At 45.0% G+C, this 18,634-nt stretch carries 18 protein-coding genes and 2 tRNA genes; 13 read left to right on the top strand and 7 right to left on the bottom strand.

The features are described 5' to 3' along the window. Nucleotides 1-12 precede the first annotated feature (12 nt). The 4 genes from ACFOEE_RS06900 to ACFOEE_RS06885 all read right to left on the bottom strand — a co-directional run bounded on the left by ACFOEE_RS06900 (nt 13) and on the right by ACFOEE_RS06885 (nt 2,910). The gene (locus ACFOEE_RS06900; RefSeq protein WP_377122440.1) at nt 13-717 is read right to left on the bottom strand and encodes a response regulator; all 705 of its coding nucleotides are present in this window, start codon (nt 715-717) and stop codon (nt 13-15) included. Then, complete coding sequence (locus ACFOEE_RS06895) at nt 717-1,151, bottom strand: DUF3019 domain-containing protein (protein ID WP_377122437.1); 435 nt, start codon at nt 1,149-1,151, stop codon at nt 717-719. The genes ACFOEE_RS06900 and ACFOEE_RS06895 overlap by 1 nt, the downstream gene beginning before the upstream one ends. Next, on the bottom strand, nt 1,141-2,037 hold the full coding sequence (locus ACFOEE_RS06890; RefSeq protein WP_377122434.1) for a MipA/OmpV family protein: 897 nt from the start codon (nt 2,035-2,037) through the stop codon (nt 1,141-1,143). The genes ACFOEE_RS06895 and ACFOEE_RS06890 overlap by 11 nt, the downstream gene beginning before the upstream one ends. A gap of 69 nt (nt 2,038-2,106) precedes the next feature. Continuing rightward, nucleotides 2,107-2,910 carry a hypothetical protein gene (locus ACFOEE_RS06885; protein WP_377122431.1) on the bottom strand — a complete coding sequence of 268 codons (804 nt, stop codon included), beginning with the start codon at nt 2,908-2,910 and terminating at the stop codon, nt 2,107-2,109. A gap of 102 nt (nt 2,911-3,012) precedes the next feature. On the opposite strand from ACFOEE_RS06885, the gene ACFOEE_RS06880 reads away from it, so the two are divergent. Beyond that, on the top strand, nt 3,013-4,185 hold the full coding sequence (locus ACFOEE_RS06880) for a serine hydrolase domain-containing protein (RefSeq protein WP_377122428.1): 1,173 nt from the start codon (nt 3,013-3,015) through the stop codon (nt 4,183-4,185). Here the strand turns inward: ACFOEE_RS06880 and yhbY are convergent. Further along, nucleotides 4,182-4,475, bottom strand: a complete 294-nt coding sequence (gene yhbY / locus ACFOEE_RS06875; RefSeq protein WP_377122425.1) for a ribosome assembly RNA-binding protein YhbY — start codon at nt 4,473-4,475, stop codon at nt 4,182-4,184. The two genes, ACFOEE_RS06880 and yhbY, sit on opposite strands and share 4 nt — an antisense overlap. An 87-nt stretch (nt 4,476-4,562) precedes the next feature. Between yhbY and rlmE the strand changes: the two genes are divergently transcribed. The 11 genes from rlmE to ACFOEE_RS06820 all read left to right on the top strand — a co-directional run bounded on the left by rlmE (nt 4,563) and on the right by ACFOEE_RS06820 (nt 16,764). Beyond that, nucleotides 4,563-5,192 carry a 23S rRNA (uridine(2552)-2'-O)-methyltransferase RlmE gene (rlmE, locus tag ACFOEE_RS06870; protein ID WP_377122422.1) on the top strand — a complete coding sequence of 210 codons (630 nt, stop codon included), beginning with the start codon at nt 4,563-4,565 and terminating at the stop codon, nt 5,190-5,192. 68 nt (nt 5,193-5,260) lie between these two features. Further along, nucleotides 5,261-7,201: an ATP-dependent zinc metalloprotease FtsH gene (ftsH, locus tag ACFOEE_RS06865; protein WP_377122419.1), complete on the top strand. Its 1,941-nt coding sequence runs from the start codon at nt 5,261-5,263 to the stop codon at nt 7,199-7,201. Nucleotides 7,202-7,308: 107 nt separating this feature from the next. Further along, nucleotides 7,309-8,157 carry a dihydropteroate synthase gene (gene folP / locus ACFOEE_RS06860; RefSeq protein WP_377122416.1) on the top strand — a complete coding sequence of 283 codons (849 nt, stop codon included), beginning with the start codon at nt 7,309-7,311 and terminating at the stop codon, nt 8,155-8,157. After that, nucleotides 8,150-9,490: a phosphoglucosamine mutase gene (glmM, locus tag ACFOEE_RS06855; RefSeq protein WP_377122413.1), complete on the top strand. Its 1,341-nt coding sequence runs from the start codon at nt 8,150-8,152 to the stop codon at nt 9,488-9,490. Before folP ends, glmM begins: the two co-directional genes overlap by 8 nt. A 78-nt stretch (nt 9,491-9,568) precedes the next feature. Then, the gene (gene tpiA / locus ACFOEE_RS06850; protein ID WP_377122410.1) at nt 9,569-10,318 is read left to right on the top strand and encodes a triose-phosphate isomerase; all 750 of its coding nucleotides are present in this window, start codon (nt 9,569-9,571) and stop codon (nt 10,316-10,318) included. Next, nucleotides 10,319-10,666, top strand: a complete 348-nt coding sequence (gene secG, locus ACFOEE_RS06845; RefSeq protein WP_377122407.1) for a preprotein translocase subunit SecG — start codon at nt 10,319-10,321, stop codon at nt 10,664-10,666. Between the two features lie 61 nt (nt 10,667-10,727). Then, a tRNA-Leu gene (locus ACFOEE_RS06840) sits at nt 10,728-10,812 on the top strand. Nucleotides 10,813-10,855: 43 nt separating this feature from the next. Next, a tRNA-Leu gene (locus tag ACFOEE_RS06835) sits at nt 10,856-10,940 on the top strand. A 244-nt stretch (nt 10,941-11,184) separates the two neighbouring features. After that, nucleotides 11,185-13,422 carry a TonB-dependent receptor gene (locus ACFOEE_RS06830; protein ID WP_377122404.1) on the top strand — a complete coding sequence of 746 codons (2,238 nt, stop codon included), beginning with the start codon at nt 11,185-11,187 and terminating at the stop codon, nt 13,420-13,422. 106 nt (nt 13,423-13,528) lie between these two features. Next, nucleotides 13,529-15,565, top strand: coding sequence for a UvrD-helicase domain-containing protein (locus ACFOEE_RS06825; RefSeq protein WP_377122401.1), 2,037 nt, complete (start codon nt 13,529-13,531; stop codon nt 15,563-15,565). 269 nt (nt 15,566-15,834) lie between these two features. After that, nucleotides 15,835-16,764, top strand: coding sequence for an ATP-grasp domain-containing protein (locus ACFOEE_RS06820; RefSeq protein ID WP_377122398.1), 930 nt, complete (start codon nt 15,835-15,837; stop codon nt 16,762-16,764). A gap of 43 nt (nt 16,765-16,807) precedes the next feature. On the opposite strand, the gene ACFOEE_RS06815 is transcribed toward ACFOEE_RS06820, so the two are convergent. Both ACFOEE_RS06815 and queC read right to left on the bottom strand, forming a co-directional pair. Beyond that, nucleotides 16,808-17,047, bottom strand: coding sequence for a hypothetical protein (locus ACFOEE_RS06815; RefSeq protein WP_377122395.1), 240 nt, complete (start codon nt 17,045-17,047; stop codon nt 16,808-16,810). Nucleotides 17,048-17,162: 115 nt separating this feature from the next. Then, a complete protein-coding gene (gene queC / locus ACFOEE_RS06810; RefSeq protein ID WP_377122392.1) occupies nt 17,163-17,819 on the bottom strand; it encodes a 7-cyano-7-deazaguanine synthase QueC in 657 nt (218 codons plus the stop codon). 144 nt (nt 17,820-17,963) lie between these two features. Here queC and queE point away from each other — a divergent pair, with 144 nt between their 5' ends. Beyond that, the gene (gene queE / locus ACFOEE_RS06805) at nt 17,964-18,629 is read left to right on the top strand and encodes a 7-carboxy-7-deazaguanine synthase QueE (protein ID WP_377122933.1); all 666 of its coding nucleotides are present in this window, start codon (nt 17,964-17,966) and stop codon (nt 18,627-18,629) included. The last annotated feature ends 5 nt before the right edge of the window (nt 18,630-18,634 follow it).

Here is an 18,634-nt window from a genome sequence, read left to right as displayed (position 1 = left end):
TAAGTTTCGCTGTTACCAAGCACTAGGAACTAATAGATAACCACGGCCCCAGATGGTTTTAATTTTTTCAGGATTTTGTGGGTCGTCATTGAATTTTTTGCGCAGCGCAGAGATCAGTACATCAACGCTACGATCCAAGCCATCATATTCGCGCCCTTTAGTGGCTTTAAAGACGGCATCGCGAGAGACAACTTCACCAGCGTGGCTGGCAAGAAAGTTCAGCAGCAAATACTCCGAAGTCGATACTATCACTTCGCTGCCATCAAGTAGTACTTTTCGCGCTTGCGAGTCTATCACTAAGTTGCCGACCACCAGCTGAGTTGCTGCTGTTTTGCTACTATCGGCTTCTTGTGGTAAGCGTAGCGCAGACTTGATACGTGCGAGCAGTGCTCTTGGTCTGACCGGTTTTATCACGTAATCACTGGCGCCGACTTCAAGGCCAATGACCTCGTCCATTTCTTCGTCTTTTGCCGTCATCATGATAATAGGTTTGTGGTAAAACTGTCTTAATGCGCGACATACGCTGATGCCATCTTGGCCGGGCAGCATTAAATCCAACAACACTAAGTCAGGATTGAGCTTTTTAACTTGTTCAACAGCTAAGTCACCTCTTGCACAGCAGACGGTGGTATAGCCTTGATTGGTCAAATACTCAGCGACCCACTGAGCCAGCGAAACATCATCTTCAACCAATAAAATAGTTCCGTAGTTTTCCATTAGAATAATCTCCACCGTCTTTTTTCTTGTCGGTTAGTATAAACCCATTGTACTTGCACATCTGCACTTGCCAGACTTTGACCACCATGCTGAGTGATCAACTCAAAAGTTTGGCTTTCTGTATGATTAAAATCGTATTTAAAGGCGCCTTGCAGGCTATCTTGCCAACACTCCAAGACGATGTCGGTATTACGATTTTTGATACAAACTGGTTGCGCTGCGTTAACCTGCCAGTTTATCTCAAGTTCTATATAACAGTTGCGACCTTGTCTTAAGCTAACACAGGTTTGTGGTGTGGTCGCAAGGGTATTGCCACCGCTTGGTGTCACATCGAATGCCGCAGTACGAAGTTGTTCGGCCTGTGCGGTATGGCTCAGTATGACCAGCACATAGCCGAGCGTGTTCAAAATCATCCTTGAAGAGTTAAAATACATAGCGCACGCCTACCATGGCTTTATGTTGATAGTCCTGTTGTACTAAGGGACTGTTGGCAATATCCGGTGAAAACCAGGTAGACATCCAGCCTGCTAAAAATACCCAATGCTGATTAAGCGGGTACTCCGCGTGAAACTCAAACAGTAGCGCAAACGCAGTATCACTTTTATACGCGTTGCGAGAGGTGGTGGCTTCAGTTGGTGACACACCGAAATAATAATCGGCAAACGCTTCAGAATACGCGTTGAAGCCAACGCCAGAGCGAAACTCCCAATTCCGCCAAGGATGAATATGGCTTAGAAATGATGTCGCTATCCAGCCATTATGTGAACCGGTAACATCATGCAGCAATTCAACGCTCAGCTGGGTATCGTGGTATTGCCGCGTTAAGCGCACCCCAACATCGAAATCATAATTGCGTGTTTTTATGCCGCGTAGGGCTTCTTTAATGACTTTGCTATTGTGCAGTCCGCTGCCGCTTTCACTGAATCCTGGTTGTAGTTGCAGGCCGACTACATCAAGGCTCCATGAGTTATGGTCAAACAGATTGTAACCGAGGATAAGTCCACCACTAAGCTGGCTTTGATCAAAGTCGAGATAGAAATTGCCGTAGCTGAGCGCTAAGTTTAAGTTCGCCTCAAAGTGTTGGCTTGCATCACTTAGGCCCTCTAAATAAGGGTCTTCATAGGTATATTGCGCACCAACACTCCAATCCCACGTAAAGCCTGCGTTGTTTGCAAACTGATTGTCTGCATATAGACGATTCGCTGCAAATGCCGATTGATGGACTGTCAGAAACAAAAGAAATAACGCAATTACACGCATAGCGCTGTCAGAAATACCACGAGTGAAGATAGCAGCATTATAAATTGTCCTTATTGTCATGCTGTTAAAAATTGTAGGGTAACGGCTGAGTGAATGTTACGCCGTTACCCAGTAGTGCGGGTAGGGAGGTTACTTGACTGCGATTTTCTCAATTAGAATATCGCTTAAGTGTTTTTGCATCATAGGTACCAGCGCACTGACTTCCGTTTCTGTACATGCTCCGCTGGTTTTTTCTAACTCAGACACAGACTCAACCACTTTATATTTAGGAATTGTCACCGTTTGCTCGGTACGCATTAATCGTGCTTCATCGGTGTTTTGATCTTGCACAAACTGGATCACTTCCTGTTCATTAGTGACTTTTTGCTGCTTGGTAAGCTGATAGCGTAACGGCTGATTTTGAAAACTCGCGCTGTCTATCGATGCTTTGGCAAACCATACTACGTCAGAAGACTTTTGATGAGTTAAACGCATACTTACCGATGCAACTATGCTTTTGCACTGTTGCTGCTGTGGTAGTCGTGCCAGCACTGCTAAGCGGTCTTTATTGCCAGAGATCTGTAGTTGATAGCTCTTATCTTTAGCAAAATCTAAGTCCAGCTGATGTATGGTCAGTACATAATGGCTTTTTTCGTCATCCTGCACTTTAAGGCCCTTGGCTTGCAATGCCACCGCGATTTGTTGCGCCAGTGTATCGGTCAGACTCACTTTGTTGGCAACGATGCGCACTGTGTCGGCTTCGGCAATCGGGTGTGCTGGCAACTGCACGGATTTGACACGGGCACTTTCTTTTTGCGTAACATAAGTGACTTCGTAAACTTGCTTAGCCAAGAGTGGCTTCTTGGGTGTCGCAAGTAATGGCGCAGGTTCTTTGGTTATTTGACAACCTGCTATTAATACTAACGCCAGTGGTAAACTTCGTCTCAAAGTCATGCACGCCCGCCTTTATGTTATTTATCGAAAAGCAATGATTCTACGTGAGATACATCAAAACTTCATGTTAGTATTGCCCCGCTCTAATCTAAGCGAAGCGTTATGAAGTACCTGATTTATCTATTGCTGTTTATGCCATTCATCGTAAAGTCGCAGGACCAAGATCTTGCGCTCAGACAATGGAACCAATTTTTAGCCAAGTATTCTAAGCAAGTGGACGCAAAACTTAAAGAGAAATCCATTCCTGGAGCTGCTTTGACCATTGTACATGGCGATTTTCCGGATCTCGTGCGAGGTTTTGGCGTGACACAACAGAAAAATGGTCACGCAGTGAACGAACATACTCGGTTTCGTTTAGCCTCGGTTTCGAAAACCTTCGCGGGTTCCTTGGCAGCAAAGTTAGCGGCAGACGGTAAATTGGACTTAGATGCCCTAGTGTCGGACTACTTACCTTATTTCAACACCACTAACTACCAGCATTTAAGAGTGTACCATTTGCTCAGCCATTCCAGTGGTTTAGTGCCCAATGCTTACGATAATTTAATTGAATCACGTATGCCGTTCCCTGATATTCGCGACAAGTTATTGAACGTTGACGCGCTGTGTGAACCTGGTAAGTGTTATGGCTATCAAAACGTGATGTTCAGTTTAGTCGGTGATGTTATCGCCAAAGCCACAGGACAAAGTTATGAAACTTGGGTGCGCGAGGCATTCTTTAAACCGCTTGGTATGAAAGACGGTGGTGTGGGCTTTGATAACATGCAAAGGGATGACAACTACGCACTTCCACATGTCAAAGGGCAAAAACGTTGGCACACCGCTAAGCTCAAACCTAACTATTATAAGGTAGCGCCCGCGGCTGGTATAAATGCCAGTGCCAAAGATATGGAAAAGTGGTTGCTTGCGCAACTGGGTTATTACCCCGATGTGTTATCGTTAGACGCACTTATCATTCAAGCACGTCCTTATACCCAAACTAAACGAGAATTACGTCGCCGTACGTGGCAACAATATGTGAACGAAGCGCATTACGGTTTGGGGTGGCGGATCTATGACTATCAGCAAGAAACGGTTTATTATCACAGTGGCTGGGTGCAAGGATATCGCACTGATGTGGTGATTTTGCCACGGTTAAAAATCGGCTTTAGTTTGTTGCTAAATGCAGAAGCAGGTCTACTGAATGAATTGACGACAGATTTTATCAATGAAGTGTTGGATATGGATGCGTTGCTGAACGAAAAGTTCGAGCAGCAACGCGAAAAAGCCGACAATTAACGTGGTAATTGGATCTTTTTCTCTTCGCTTTGACGATATAATACCAATACATGGCCAATCGTTTGTACTTTGAAAGCTTTAGTTTCACGCACGATAGCGTCGATGATCAGCTGTTTTACTTCGCGATCTTCGGTTGGCACTTTAACTTTGATCAGTTCATGAATGTTTAAAGCACTGTCGATTTCGGCTAAAACACCTTCGGTTAAACCGTTTGCGCCGAGCAATACCACAGGCTTACGATCATGCGCTAAACCTTTTAGGAACTGCTTTTGTTTATTTGATAATGTCATATTGATACAATTTACTTAATGAATAGGCTTGAATAATCGTTATTCTACCGCCATCTAGACAATATTACTAATGAGTTAAACACAAATATGGCTAATAAAAAGCACTCGGCAAGCTCGACGCGCTGGTTAAAAGAACACTTTGATGACCCTTATGTCCTTGAAGCACAAAAACGTGGCTATCGTTCACGGGCAATTTTTAAGTTGGAGGAGATCCAACAAAAGGACAAATTAATCAAGCCAGGCATGAACGTTGTCGACTTAGGTGCAGCGCCAGGAAGTTGGTCCCAGTATTTGGCGCAACAGCTAGGTGAGCGCGGCGAAGTTATCGCCTGTGATATTTTGCCAATGGACCCACTAGCGGGGGTTGCTTTTTTACAAGGCGATTTTCGCGAAGAAGCGGTATTGAACGCATTGCTAAAACGCATTGATGGTAAAAACATTGATGTAGTGTTCTCAGATATGGCACCAAATATGAGTGGCAACACCTCAATCGACCAAGCTGGCAGCATGTACCTTGTGGAACTTGCTTTGGATATGTGCCATCAAGTGTTGAAAAAAGACGGCGCTTTTACAGTTAAAGTGTTCCAAGGCGAAGGATTTGAGCAATTTGTGCAATCCGTCCGTGAATACTTCAAAGTAGTTAAAATTCGTAAACCTAAAGCGTCAAGGCCACGTTCACGCGAGGTGTATATAGTGGCGACAGGCTACAAACTGTAGTACAGTGAACAGGTGTTTCGAAAAGATTTCATTTTAATTGGATACAAGAGGTTAACTCCTTGAGCGATATGGCTAAAAATCTGATACTCTGGTTGGTCATTGCCGTCGTGCTAATGTCGGTATTTCAGAGTTTTAACGGCGGCGAGCAATTAGATCGTCAAACTAGTTACACTCAATTTGTCAAGGAAGCCCGCGCGGGTGCAATCCGCGAGGTGGTGATTGACCGTGGAACACTCAGCATCACAGGCGTAAAAACCAATGGTGAGCGTTTCCAGACTACCATGCCAATGTACGACCAAGACTTACTAAATGACTTGTTGAAAAACGACGTCAACGTCAAGGGTGTACAACCAGAAGAGCAATCATTTTTAGCCAGCATTTTCATTTCCTGGTTCCCAATGCTATTGCTAATTGGGGTATGGATTTTCTTCATGCGCCAAATGCAAGGCGGTGGCGGTAAAGGTGCCATGTCTTTTGGTAAGAGCAAAGCGCGCTTGATGAGCGAAGACCAAGTTAAAACGACATTTGCGGACGTTGCAGGTTGCGACGAAGCCAAAGAAGACGTGACTGAGTTGGTTGATTTTCTACGTGACCCATCAAAGTTCCAAAAATTAGGCGGTAAAATTCCTAAAGGCGTATTGATGGTAGGCCCTCCAGGTACAGGTAAAACCTTATTAGCTAAGGCTGTTGCGGGTGAAGCCAAAGTACCATTCTTTACTATCTCTGGTTCAGACTTCGTAGAAATGTTTGTCGGTGTTGGTGCTTCTCGTGTGCGTGATATGTTCGAACAAGCGAAAAAAGCGGCACCTTGTATCATCTTTATCGACGAAATCGATGCGGTTGGCCGTAAGCGTGGCGCGGGTATGGGTGGTGGTCATGACGAACGTGAGCAAACCTTGAACCAAATGCTAGTTGAAATGGACGGTTTTGAAGGCAATGAAGGTATTATCGTTATTGCTGCGACTAACCGCCCAGATGTTTTAGACCCAGCATTACTGCGTCCGGGTCGTTTCGACCGTCAAGTTGTGGTTGGTCTACCAGACGTACGTGGTCGTGAACAAATTCTTAAAGTCCACATGCGTAAAGTGCCATTAAACGAAAACGTTGATGCTGCCACTATTGCCCGTGGTACACCTGGGTTTTCTGGTGCTGATTTAGCAAATCTCGTTAATGAAGCAGCCTTGTTTGCGGCGCGTGGTAACAAACGTTTGGTCAGCATGGCCGAATTTGATGCAGCCAAAGACAAGATCATGATGGGTGCAGAGCGCCGTTCTATGGTGATGAGTGAGCAGGAAAAAGAAATGACTGCTTACCATGAGGCGGGCCACGCTATTGTGGGTCGTTTAGTGCCTGAACATGATCCGGTATATAAAGTCTCCATTATTCCACGTGGCCGCGCTCTTGGTGTGACCATGTATTTACCAGAGCAAGACCGTGTTAGTCACTCTAAGCAACATTTAGAGTCGATGATTTCAAGCCTTTATGGTGGTCGTTTAGCTGAAGCCATTATTTATGGTGAAGATAAGGTGACTACTGGCGCGAGTAACGACATTGAGCGCGCTACAGAAATCGCTCGTAAAATGGTCACGCAATGGGGTCTTAGCAGCAAATTAGGGCCACAGTTGTACATCGAAGAGAATGGCGAAATGTACATGGGTGGTGGCTCAAGCCGTGCCAAGTCAATGTCTGATGAAACGGCAAAACTGATTGACGAAGAAATTAAATCAGTGATCGACCGTAACTATCAGCGGTCAGAGCAAATCTTAAAAGACAACATGGATATTCTCCATGCGATGAAAGATGCGTTAATGAAGTATGAAACCATCGATGCAGCCCAAATTGACGATTTAATGGCACGCCGTGAAGTACGCGAGCCGCGTGACGCGCACGACAAAAAGCCAACGTCTGGTGGTTCGGCTTCGAGTCAGCCTGCTGCGGAAGCTAAAAAAGAGGAAAAAGTAGAGCCAAGTGCTGATAATTCAGAAACTAAGCTTGATGATAGCCTCTAACAGCCGTTACAATACAGCAATCTTCAAAAGCCCCTGATCAGGGGCTTTTTTATACCTGGCCGGAGCTTCCCCAGGCCCTTAGTTTTAACTTAAACCTAAGGTGAGTTATGAATAACTTGCAGTTACCTCGAGGTAGGGTATTAGATCTTACCTGCCCCCAGATCATGGGGATCTTAAATGTCACGCCTGATTCGTTTTCAGATGGTGGCAGTTACTGCCAAACCGACAGCGCTGTCAATCAAGCTATATTAATGCTCAAGCAAGGTGCAACTATCATCGACATTGGTGGTGAAAGCACTCGTCCCGGCGCGCCTGATGTCACTCTAGAAGATGAACTCCAAAGAGTCATTCCCGCTATTGAGGCAATTCGCAGCATATCCGATTGTGTTATTTCTATCGACACCAGTAAAGCCGAAGTCATGGCTGCTGCTATTGCAGCGGGCGCTGATATCATCAACGATGTACGAGCGCTACAGGAAGCTAACGCGCTTGAGGTGGCAGCACAGTTTGACGATGTGCCAGTGTGTTTAATGCACATGCAAGGCGCGCCGCGCACCATGCAGCTTAATCCTCACTACGAGGACTTGTTTAGTGATATTAATGCGTTTTTTGATGCACGGATCGCCGCATGTGAGCAAGCGGGGATTAAGCGAGAGCGACTTATTCTTGACCCAGGATTTGGTTTTGGCAAGAACTTACAGCATAACTTTGCGCTCTTAGGACGTTTTGCGGCTTTTTCGCATTTTCAATTGCCGCTACTTGCTGGGTTATCGCGCAAATCTATGTTTGGCAAATTATTAAATCGTGACACTGATAAACGCTTAGCTGCCAGCTTAGCGGGTGCACTGTTGTGCGCGCAGCAAGGCGCGCACATCATCCGTGTTCACGATGTACAAGAAACAGCAGATGTACTGCAAGTGTTACACGCTGCATGCAATGGAGTAGAGCATGAGTAATAGAAAGTATTTTGGTACCGATGGCGTACGTGGTTTAGTGGGTGAGTTTCCTATCACTCCTGAGTTTGCCTTAAAACTCGGTTGGGCAGCGGGTAAAGTGCTGTCAAAACAAGGCACCAAGAAGGTTATTATAGGGAAAGACACACGTATTTCTGGTTATTTACTAGAAACTTCACTGGAAGCGGGCTTAATCGCGGCAGGTATTGATGTAGTGCTGCTAGGCCCTATGCCAACACCCGCTGTTGCGTACCTAACCCAAACTTTTCGTGCTGAAGCGGGTATTGTGATCAGTGCCTCACATAATCCTTATCATGACAATGGTATTAAATTCTTTAGTGGCAAAGGGACTAAGTTACCTGACGAAGTTGAGCTCGAAATTGAAGCTATGCTCGAGCAGACCATGACTTGCGTCGCTTCAGATAAGCTAGGTAAAGCGAGACGATTAGATAATGCCGATGGCCGTTATATCGAATTCTGTAAAGGTCAATTTCCCAAAGAGCTTTCACTAGAGGGCGTGAAGATTGTGTTAGATTGCGCTAATGGCGCGACTTATCACATAGCCCCTGCGGTGATGCGCGAGCTAGGTGCAGAAGTTATTTGTCATGCTTGTACACCTGATGGTGTTAACATTAACCACGAATGTGGTGCAACGCATGTTGATACCTTAAAGCGCAAAGTGCTGGAGCACAAAGCCGATGTCGGTATTGCTTACGATGGTGATGGCGACCGTGTGATGATGGTTGACCATAATGGTCGTGTTTTTGATGGTGATGATATTGTCTACATCATCGCTTCGCAAGCCAACGAAAATGGTTCGTTAGGTGGCGGGGTAGTGGGTACTGTTATGTCTAATATGGGCTTGGAAAACGCACTTAAGGCTAAAGGTATTGAGTTTGCGCGCTCAAAAGTAGGCGACCGCTACGTGCTTGAACTGCTAAAAGAGAAAGGCTGGAAAATTGGCGGTGAAAGTTCAGGCCACGTATTGAATCTAGACTTGATAGCAACGGGTGATGGCATTGTATCAAGCTTGCAAGTATTGGCAGCTATGGTCGCAAAGAACAAAACTCTACAAGATCTCGGCGCGGGCTTTACTAAATATCCAATGAAAATGATCAATGTGCGTTACAAACCGGGCAGTGATCCAACAATTGCATCAGAAGTTCAGCAAGTGGTTGCTGAAGTTGAACAAAAACTGGCAGGAAAAGGACGTGTGTTACTGCGTAAATCAGGGACTGAACCTGTGGTGCGAGTAATGGTTGAAGCGGAGCAGGAAAAGCAGGTTATCGACTTTGCACAAAAAATTGCAAAAGTTGTCGAAACTGTGAGCAGCTAATTGAAATCTATAAAAATCTTCTTGTAACTTCGGGCGAGTCGCGCTAGTATCTCGCCCGCTTTCAGTGCGGAGCAAACCATGACGCAACGTAAGCGTATTGTCGCCGGAAATTGGAAAATGAACGGCTCATTAGAGCTGATTAACCAGTTTGCCGAGACCATAAAAACGGATTTATATCCCAATGTTGAAGTGATCTTCTTCCCGCCTTCCCCTTTGTTATCAGCTATGGCTGGAAAAGGGTTTAACACGGGCGCGCAAACAGTATCTGAACATGATGCTGGAGCCTTTACTGGTGAGGTGGAAGCCAAGCTAGTGCGCGAATTAGGATGTAAATATACGCTGATAGGGCATTCTGAACGCAGAACGTTATTTGCAGAATCAGATGCGGTGTTAGTGAAGAAGTTTGCCAAAGCGCAGCAAGTCGGTTTAACGCCGATTTTATGTGTGGGTGAAACTGAAAGTCAGCGCGACGCCGATGCCACAGAGCAAACAATAGCAACACAGCTGAACGCTATAATTGATAAATTAGGTGTAGCGTGTTTACAAAACTCTGTGATAGCATACGAACCCGTTTGGGCTATCGGCACAGGTAAAACTGCCACGCCTGAGCAGGCACAAAGCGTGCACAAATTTATTCGTGATTTGATTGCGTCTAAAGATGCGCAAATTGCGGCAACATTGCCAATCCTTTATGGCGGCAGTGTTAACGATTCGAACAGTGAATTATTGTTCGCACAACCAGATATTGATGGCGGCTTAATTGGTGGCGCAAGTCTAAAACCAGATGCTTTCTCGACTATCTGTGCAAGTGCGGTAGGGAATGTGTAGATGTACGAAGTATTATTAGTCGTCTATTTGATTGTTGCTTTAGCACTGATTGGTATGGTGTTAATTCAGCAAGGTAAAGGCGCAGACATGGGTTCGTCATTTGGTGCTGGTGCATCGGCAACCGTTTTCGGTTCGTCAGGCGCAGGTAACTTTATGACTAAAACCACCACTATCTTAGCAACCGTATTCTTTGTGCTAAGTATTGTGCTAGGTAACTTAACTGCTGGTCAGATCAAAAAGACTGACGAGTGGGAAAATCTTCAAGCGCCAGTTGCAACTGAAGCCGCAGCACCTGCAGCATCAGATGTACCAGCCACTGAAGAAAAGTCATCAGACGTTCCTAATTAATAAAACTGGCTGCTGGCTTTTGGGCTCAGCAGCGAGTGAGAACCAAAAGTTCTCAACTACTGCGGATGTGGTGGAATTGGTAGACACGCCATCTTGAGGGGGTGGTGCTTTCGAGCGTGAGGGTTCAAGTCCCTCCATCCGCACCAATTTAAGAGTAACAGCCTTAAGCTGTTGAAAACAAAATACCACGCGGATGTGGTGGAATTGGTAGACACGCCATCTTGAGGGGGTGGTGCTTTCGAGCGTGAGGGTTCAAGTCCCTCCATCCGCACCAAATTAAAGAGCCAGCATTTGCTGGCTTTTTTGCGTCTGTCGAGCTTTAAGAAACATAAATCTAACAAATTACAGTTTTATGAACTTTCTTATTCATTATTTTTGAATTATTGGATATAATACCCTTCCAGAGGAAAGATGCTACACGCATCTTTTTTTATGCCTGAAATTGTCCATCGCTTTGGCGGGAGAATTTCCTTGCTTTGACAAGCAACACACACGGTGATCATTCCTTTGGAGATAGTATGAAATCAGTTTTCCCTCATGCAGGCCTAACTGCCTTGTCTGCTGCCATTTTCTCGGCGCTTGCTCTACCTACTTTTGCAAATACTCAAGAACAAGCAGAAGCAAAAAATGACGTCTTCGAGAAAATCGAAATCACAGCACGTAAACGTACAGAAAGTCTCTATGAAACACCGACTGCGGTGACCTCAATCAGCGAAAAGCTTATCGAAAAAGCCAATATTGGCAACCTAGATGATATTGGTAAATACGTACCAAACTTAAACATTACCCGTTACGGTGTAGGTAACGCGGCACATGCATCTGTTTTTATCCGTGGTATCGGTTTACAAGACCATATCATTACCACTGACCCAGGTGTAGGTGTGTATGTTGATGGGGTGTACTTAGGCCGTCAAATGGGTTCTAACCTGTCGCTACCAAATGTGGCGCGTGTTGAAGTATTACGTGGTCCTCAAGGTACGCTATATGGTCGCAATACCTTAGGTGGTGCGGTGAATATCATCACCAAGCAACCGGGTGACGAAGACATTCTAACCACGCAGTTTACTGCGGGTTCTCGTGGTCGTTTTGCCACAGACGTATATGCGAATACGCACTTAAATGACCAATTGGCATTCTCAGGTAGTGTATCTTACAAGCAGCGTGATGGCGTTGGTAAAGCGATTAACTTAGCCAATCCCGAAAAAGAAATCGGTGAAGAGCAAGAGTGGAGCGGCCGCGTTGCATTCAAATGGCAAGTACGTGACGATTTCAGCCTCACGGCATCATTCGATAAAGTAGAAAACGACTCTGGTCAATCACCTTACACTATTGAATTAACAGCGCCATTAGACCCAAATGACTCGTTCAATGGTGATTTCCCGCTGTTAACAGAAGATATGTTACCTGCCAATCCAGATGACTTAGCAACTACAGTTGCAGGCATTGAAAGTACAGATTACTCAGGCTGGGGTTCTGCGTTAACGGCAGAGTGGGACATCAACGACCAATACACAGCAAAGTTTATCACTAGCTTTAGAAGTTCTGAGTACACTGGCGGCTTAGATGACGATGCAACGGCGTTGAATCTCTCTGAATTCCCAGAAGAGGGTGGTGCTGATCAATACTCATTTGAATTACAGTTAAATGGTTCATTTGAAAACATGGATTTTGTGTCTGGTCTTTACTACTTCAATGAGGACGGCTTTACCCAGTCTGGTCCATTTGTATTCAGTCCATGGAACACGCCAAATGGTTTATTAAATGATGGTACTACCGCGTCTTTTGGTGACTATGGTTACTTCGATATTCAGCAAGAAACTGAGTCTTATGCGGCTTATATCAATGCTAGCTACAACTTGACCGATGCGTTTAAAGTGGGTGGTGGTCTGCGTTATTCAAAAGACGAAAAAGCGGCTAATGCAATGTTCCCAAGCTTCCCAGCACGTAAGTTTGAAACGGCTAAGTTTAATGAAGTGACTTGGGATGTGAACGCAGCGTATCAGCTCAACAGCGACATGAACGTGTATGCACAAATTCAAAAAGGCTATCAAAGTGGTGGTTTCCCACCTCGTCCATTTGGCGGCCCAGCGCAATTTGTACCATTTGAAGAAACCAAAGCAATTAACTACGAAGTGGGTTTCAAAGGCCAAGTGCATGAGCGCGTTTCTATGATGTTAGCGTTATTTGTGACGGATTACACTGACTTAGCGCTACCGTTTAACGACCCAACTGCGGGCGGTGGTTTCGTGACTATCGTTGAAAACGCAGGTCAGTCTAAAGCACAAGGTATTGAGCTTGAAACGACCATTGCGATTACTGACGATTTCAGCATTCGCTCGGCTATCGGCTACCTAGATTCAGAAATCACTAAGGTGGATGAAGGCGTAATCGGTATTGGTAAAGGTGATGCACCAGCGTTAACACCACGTTGGACAGTCATGGTGGCGCCATCTTACTACTATGATTTACAGTCAGGTGGTACTTTGTCATTCAATGCTAACTACTCATACCGCAGTGATATGCAAGGCCAATCGGTATCACGTCCTAGTGAGCGTATTGCGTCGCGTGAATTGTTCGGCTTTAACATGTCTTACACTAACCCATATGGCGATATGGAAATCACAGTGTACGGCGAAAACATCTTCAACGAGGTGTACGATGTGGGTCGTTTACAACAAAGTGGTTTTGTTGGCGTAATGCGTAGCAACGACCGTAGCGAGTTTGGCGTAAAGTTCAAAAAAGAGTTTGAATTATAACCTTATCGTTTGATATTTAAGCATTAATAAGCGCAGTTAAAAGTGAAAGCTTTTACTGCGCTTTTTCATTTTGTAGAATGGCAAAAAAAGTATAAGGAACATGCCGTTGTCAGCCATTCAAACTCAACCTGTGAAGCTGTTGCGGCCATTTTGTCGTTGGTGCAATGTCGTTGCCACTGAACAGGGGGTTGTGATCTCTCGGTATAATAAGACTAAAGCACTATCTTGGCCGGAGATCGCTGAGCCTCCGCAACTAGAAAGGCGCTTTCCTTGGTACACCTTTACGATTAAAAAAGCGCAAGCCAGCTTTCGCTTCGCGGCCTCCGCGACTGAGTTTATCAACCAATTGCATCAGTTTTGGGCATTGCACTATGCTCCGCAGTTGAAATTACAGGTAGCGCAAATTGAAGCGCGACTCAAACGTCATTACCTGTGCGACACCGAATTGGCGCAAGTACAACAGCAGGCAACAAAACTCCTAAAGCCTTGGCGTTATTGGCAAGTAAGCACACTGGCTGATCCTACCTTACATGCAGCTTTAAACACGTTGCGAGAAATTTGCCAGTGGCAAAACGACGATATCGTGGCATTTCGTGAAGCGTTTGAAGCGTTTTATCTTAATCAATATGAGACGTTTTTTAACCAGCTGTATAAGCAGCCACTCACGCGCACACAGCGCTTGGCTTGTATCCGTAGTGCCAAACATCAGTTGTTGCTGGCAGCAGCAGGAAGTGGCAAAACTAGCGTTATGGTGGCGCGTTGTGCTTATCTTATTGAGCATGGTTTAGCTGTGCCACAAGATATATTGTTGCTTGCCTACGGCAACGATGCCGCCAAAGAAATGCAGGCACGCTTGGCAACACAGCCGCAAACACAAGGGGTGAAAGTTTATACCTTTCATGCTTTAGGTTTACATATTTTGCAGCAGGTTGAAGGGACTAAAACACAGCTCAGCCCCTTGGCCACTGAGCCACAGGCATTAAAAGCTTTTGTCCAGCAAACTTTGCTTAAACTACTTGCCGATCCGCGTTATCAAGGGGTATTCCAGCAATTTATCGCACGGCAAAGTGCGGCATTAGGTGTCTCTACGAATAATGTTGCTGAGCTGCCCAATTTAACCGATTGGCAAACGTGGCTTGGTAGTAGCGCAGGTAAAAAAGTTTGCCAGTATTTAGAAACCTTGTTGAGTGCTTACAAAGAATATAGTGCGACAGAAAAGGTGGGAGACCTACAAATAAAGCACCGTGCCGATCTGGATTGTTTCTTACCCCTTTTTGCAGAGTATCAATTAGCCTTGCAAACACAGCAGTGTATTGATTATCAAGATATGATTGCGCGCAGCACTTTATACGTCAATTCCGGCCGCTATATACCGCCATGGCAGCATATTTTGGTGGATGAGTTTCAAGACATCTCACGCAGTCGTGCCACATTATTAAAGGCGCTATTAGCTAAACAGCACGATAGCAGACTCTTTGCAGTGGGCGACGATTGGCAGGCCATTTATGGTTTTAGTGGCGCAGATATTAGGCTCACCACAGAATTTGCTGCACATTTCAGCCCCGCAGCGCAAATGGAGCTAGATAAAACCTTTCGTTTTCACCAAGGTTTAGTTGATATCAGCAACCAATTTGTCCGCCAAAACCCGAGCCAATGCCAAAAAGCCCTGACGGCATTCGATTCTGAGCGACGAGAGGCGGTAGTGACTTTGAGTCATGATGAAGCCGAAGGCGCAGATAAAGTAGCGATAGCACAAGTTTTAGCCGAGCTTGCTGAGCATAATCGACAAGGTTGTAGTGTGGTGATCCTTGCGCGCTTTAATAAAGACTTACCAGAACAGGCACTACGTCAGCACTGGCAGCGACAATTTCCACATTTGGCTCTGCGTTATATGACGGTTCATGCAGCCAAAGGGCAGGAGTCGGATTTTGCTATAATTAATAATGTCAGCAGTGGTCGCTTTGGTTTTCCAGCTGAACAGCCAACAGCGCCGTTACTTGCGGCTTTATTACCACCAACCGAGCCATTTCCTCATGCTCAAGAGCGTAGATTGTTTTACGTGGCACTCACCCGCGCCAAACAGAAAGTGTTCGTTCTTTATCCTCACTCGCGGCCCAGTGAGTTTATTACTGAGCTACACTAAATCTTTGATGCTCGCGTTTTACAAGGCACCTTTGGCTATTACGGTATACGATTAAAGTACGGAATCGAAACGATATAATATTTTTGTTGTACAGCGAGCGAGTTAGCTTTGATAATTCGCCCTTTTGCACTAAAAGCAGCTAAATATTTCAGTTTTAATGATATTGATGGTGATATTTTCACGATTTTGCGCAATTAAGCGCAACAGTCATCACAGGCTTTTAACTGCTTAGGTTGTAGAGCAAATATAATTAACAAGTGAGTAAGCGTATGCGCGGTTGGATCATTTATAAAGACGTAGAAAACTTAATAAAACAAGAACGTTACGAAATCGATCGGTTCTTAGAAGTAGCCAAAGAAGAGAACATTGATCTCCAAGTTTACTCACCAGATCAGTTTGATTTAATGGTAACGCGTGAAGATGAGAAAAGCATTCTCATCGATGGTGAACCCGTTACACTGCCTGATTTTGTCTTGCCTCGTATGGGAGCCGGTACTACTTACTTCGCCTTAGCCATTATTCGCCACCTTGAGCGCCTTGGTGTGCATTGTTTTAACAGCTCACATGCGATTGAAACAGTCAAAGACAAACTCTATGCCCAACAAATATTGGCGCAACAGAATCTACCGACTCCAACCACTATGTTGGTGAAGTTTCCCGTTAATATTGATTTGGTCGAAAGCCAAATCGGTTTCCCTGTGGTGATCAAAACCCTTTCTGGTTCGCAGGGTAGTGGGGTGTTTTTATCAAAAACCCGCAGCGAGTTTGACGACTTGATGCAGCTGATTGAAGCCACCAATCCAAAGGCCAACATTATTCTGCAGCAATTTGTGAAGTCGAGCCATGGCCGTGATTTACGTATTTTCACCATAGGTGGCCGAGCAGTAGCGTGTATGGAACGCAATTCGGGTGGGAAAAACTTTAAAGCCAATATCAGCGCGGGGGCATCAGGCTCACCACATCCCATTACACCGGAAATTGAGTGGTTAGCAACCCAAACCGCCAATATCTTGAACTTAGATATCGCGGGCATTGATTTACTGTTTGACGAAGAACATTTCAAAATTTGCGAAGCAAACTCAAGCCCCGGCTTTGAAGGTTTGGAAAATGCCTTAGGGATTGATGTTGCTCGTGAAATCCTGCATTTTATTCGCATTCGTTTAGGTATATTTGATAAACCGAAAAAGTCTGGCGAATAACATAAAAAAAGCGACCGAGGTCGCTTTTTTAATTCAAATTTGGTTACAGGCTCTTAAACTGCTGTTTTACCTGATAACCTTCATCGGTCACAATTTGTTCTAAAACTTGAACGCGAGCTTTTAACTCGGCAATTTCTTTATTTAATTGTTCGTTACCTGCTGCATTGAAGTTTTGGTTTTGTTGCAGCTTCTTATACTCGATAAAGCGCTTGAGCACTTCACCAAACACGCCTGAAATAACGCAAATAGCAACAATTAAAAATACCATAGTAGTGCCGGCCATAATCAATCTCCGTGGCTAAACTTTCATACAGTATATGGGAAGTAAGTGTATTCAGGAAAGTGACATATGTCAGCAAATGTTACGGGCAAGCATGTGTACTTGCCCGTGGTAAGAATTATTCGTAGCTCAGCGGATCGTGAGCGTTATTTAATGAGAAGGCTTCTAAACGTTCTTGGCAGGCGCCACATTTGCCACAGGCTTTTTCGCGACCATTGTAGCAAGTCCACGTTTGGCCATAGTCTAGTCCCATAGCTAAACCGTCACGCAGGATCTCAATTTTGCTCTCATTAAGATATGGCGACACAATTGCGATTTCTTCGTAGTTTGCGATACGACATACGTCATCCATCTTACGCACAAATTCTGGGCGACAATCGGGGTAGATAGCATGGTCGCCAGAGTGCGCACCATAAAATACTTTATTGGCTTGAATAGAAACCGCGTAACCGACCGCCAATGACAGTAAAATCATATTGCGGTTTGGCACCACAGTACTTTTCATGCTTTCTTCTTCGTAGTGACCTTCAGGTACATCAATGTCGTCCGTCAAAGAAGAACCCGCTAACAGCTGATTAATGGCAGAAATGTCGACAACTTTGTGATTGATACCAAGAGAAGCGCATACCGATTCGGCGACTTTCAACTCTTTAACATGGCGTTGGCCATAGTTGAACGACAAAGCATACACCTCATGGCCTGCTTGTACGGCTTTGTGGAGGACGGTAAACGAGTCCATACCACCAGAATAAATCACAACAACTTTTTCGCTCATTGTCTTTGCCTCGATTTTTGATAGAGGTTTACTTCAGGGCGCGATATACTACACGGCCGCTCAAGAAATGACAAATATCTTGAGCCAATCGAGCGCAATTGCTGCCCGTTTCACAATAGCACAGCGGTAAATATGAGAGACATGTTGTACAAAGTAAACGAAGTGTTTGAAACCATCCAAGGTGAAGCCAGTTATACTGGTATGCCGTCCATTTTCGTGCGTTTACAAGGTTGCCCGGTAGGCTGCGCATGGTGTGACACCAAACAAACGTGGGACGTCAATGACACCTACTTAGTGAGCTTAGAGACCACAGTTGAGAAAAAAGCCGATTCTGAGTTATGGGCGAATGCATCAGCCGAGGATATTTTTGCCTTGTTTCAAGCGCGTGGTTATCAGGCCAAACATGTGGTGATCACGGGTGGTGAGCCATGTATGTTTGATTTAAATCCACTTTGCACTTTACTGCACGCCAACGGTTATAGCACCCAGATTGAAACCAGCGGCACATTTGAAATTTTAGCGCCAGCAGAAACCTGGGTGACGGTTTCACCCAAAATCAATATGCGTGGTGGTTATAAAGTATTAACCTCGGCAATGCAACGTGCGGATGAAATCAAACACCCAGTTGCGATGCAAAAGCATGTTGATGAGTTGGAGCAATTGTTTGCCGACTCTGGTGTGACGCCTAAGCTGGTTTATTTGCAGCCAATCAGCCAAAAGGCCAAGGCGACAAAACTGGCGATTGACACCTGCAAAGCGAAAAACTGGCGTTTATCGGTGCAAGTTCACAAGTATTTAGGAATTAACTGATTCTA

Source organism: Pseudoalteromonas fenneropenaei, from assembly GCF_042643375.1.
In the GTDB taxonomy this organism is placed as follows: domain Bacteria; phylum Pseudomonadota; class Gammaproteobacteria; order Enterobacterales; family Alteromonadaceae; genus Pseudoalteromonas; species Pseudoalteromonas fenneropenaei.
Note: the sequence above shows the minus strand (reverse complement) of the source record. Positions and strands in the feature narration are given on the sequence as shown.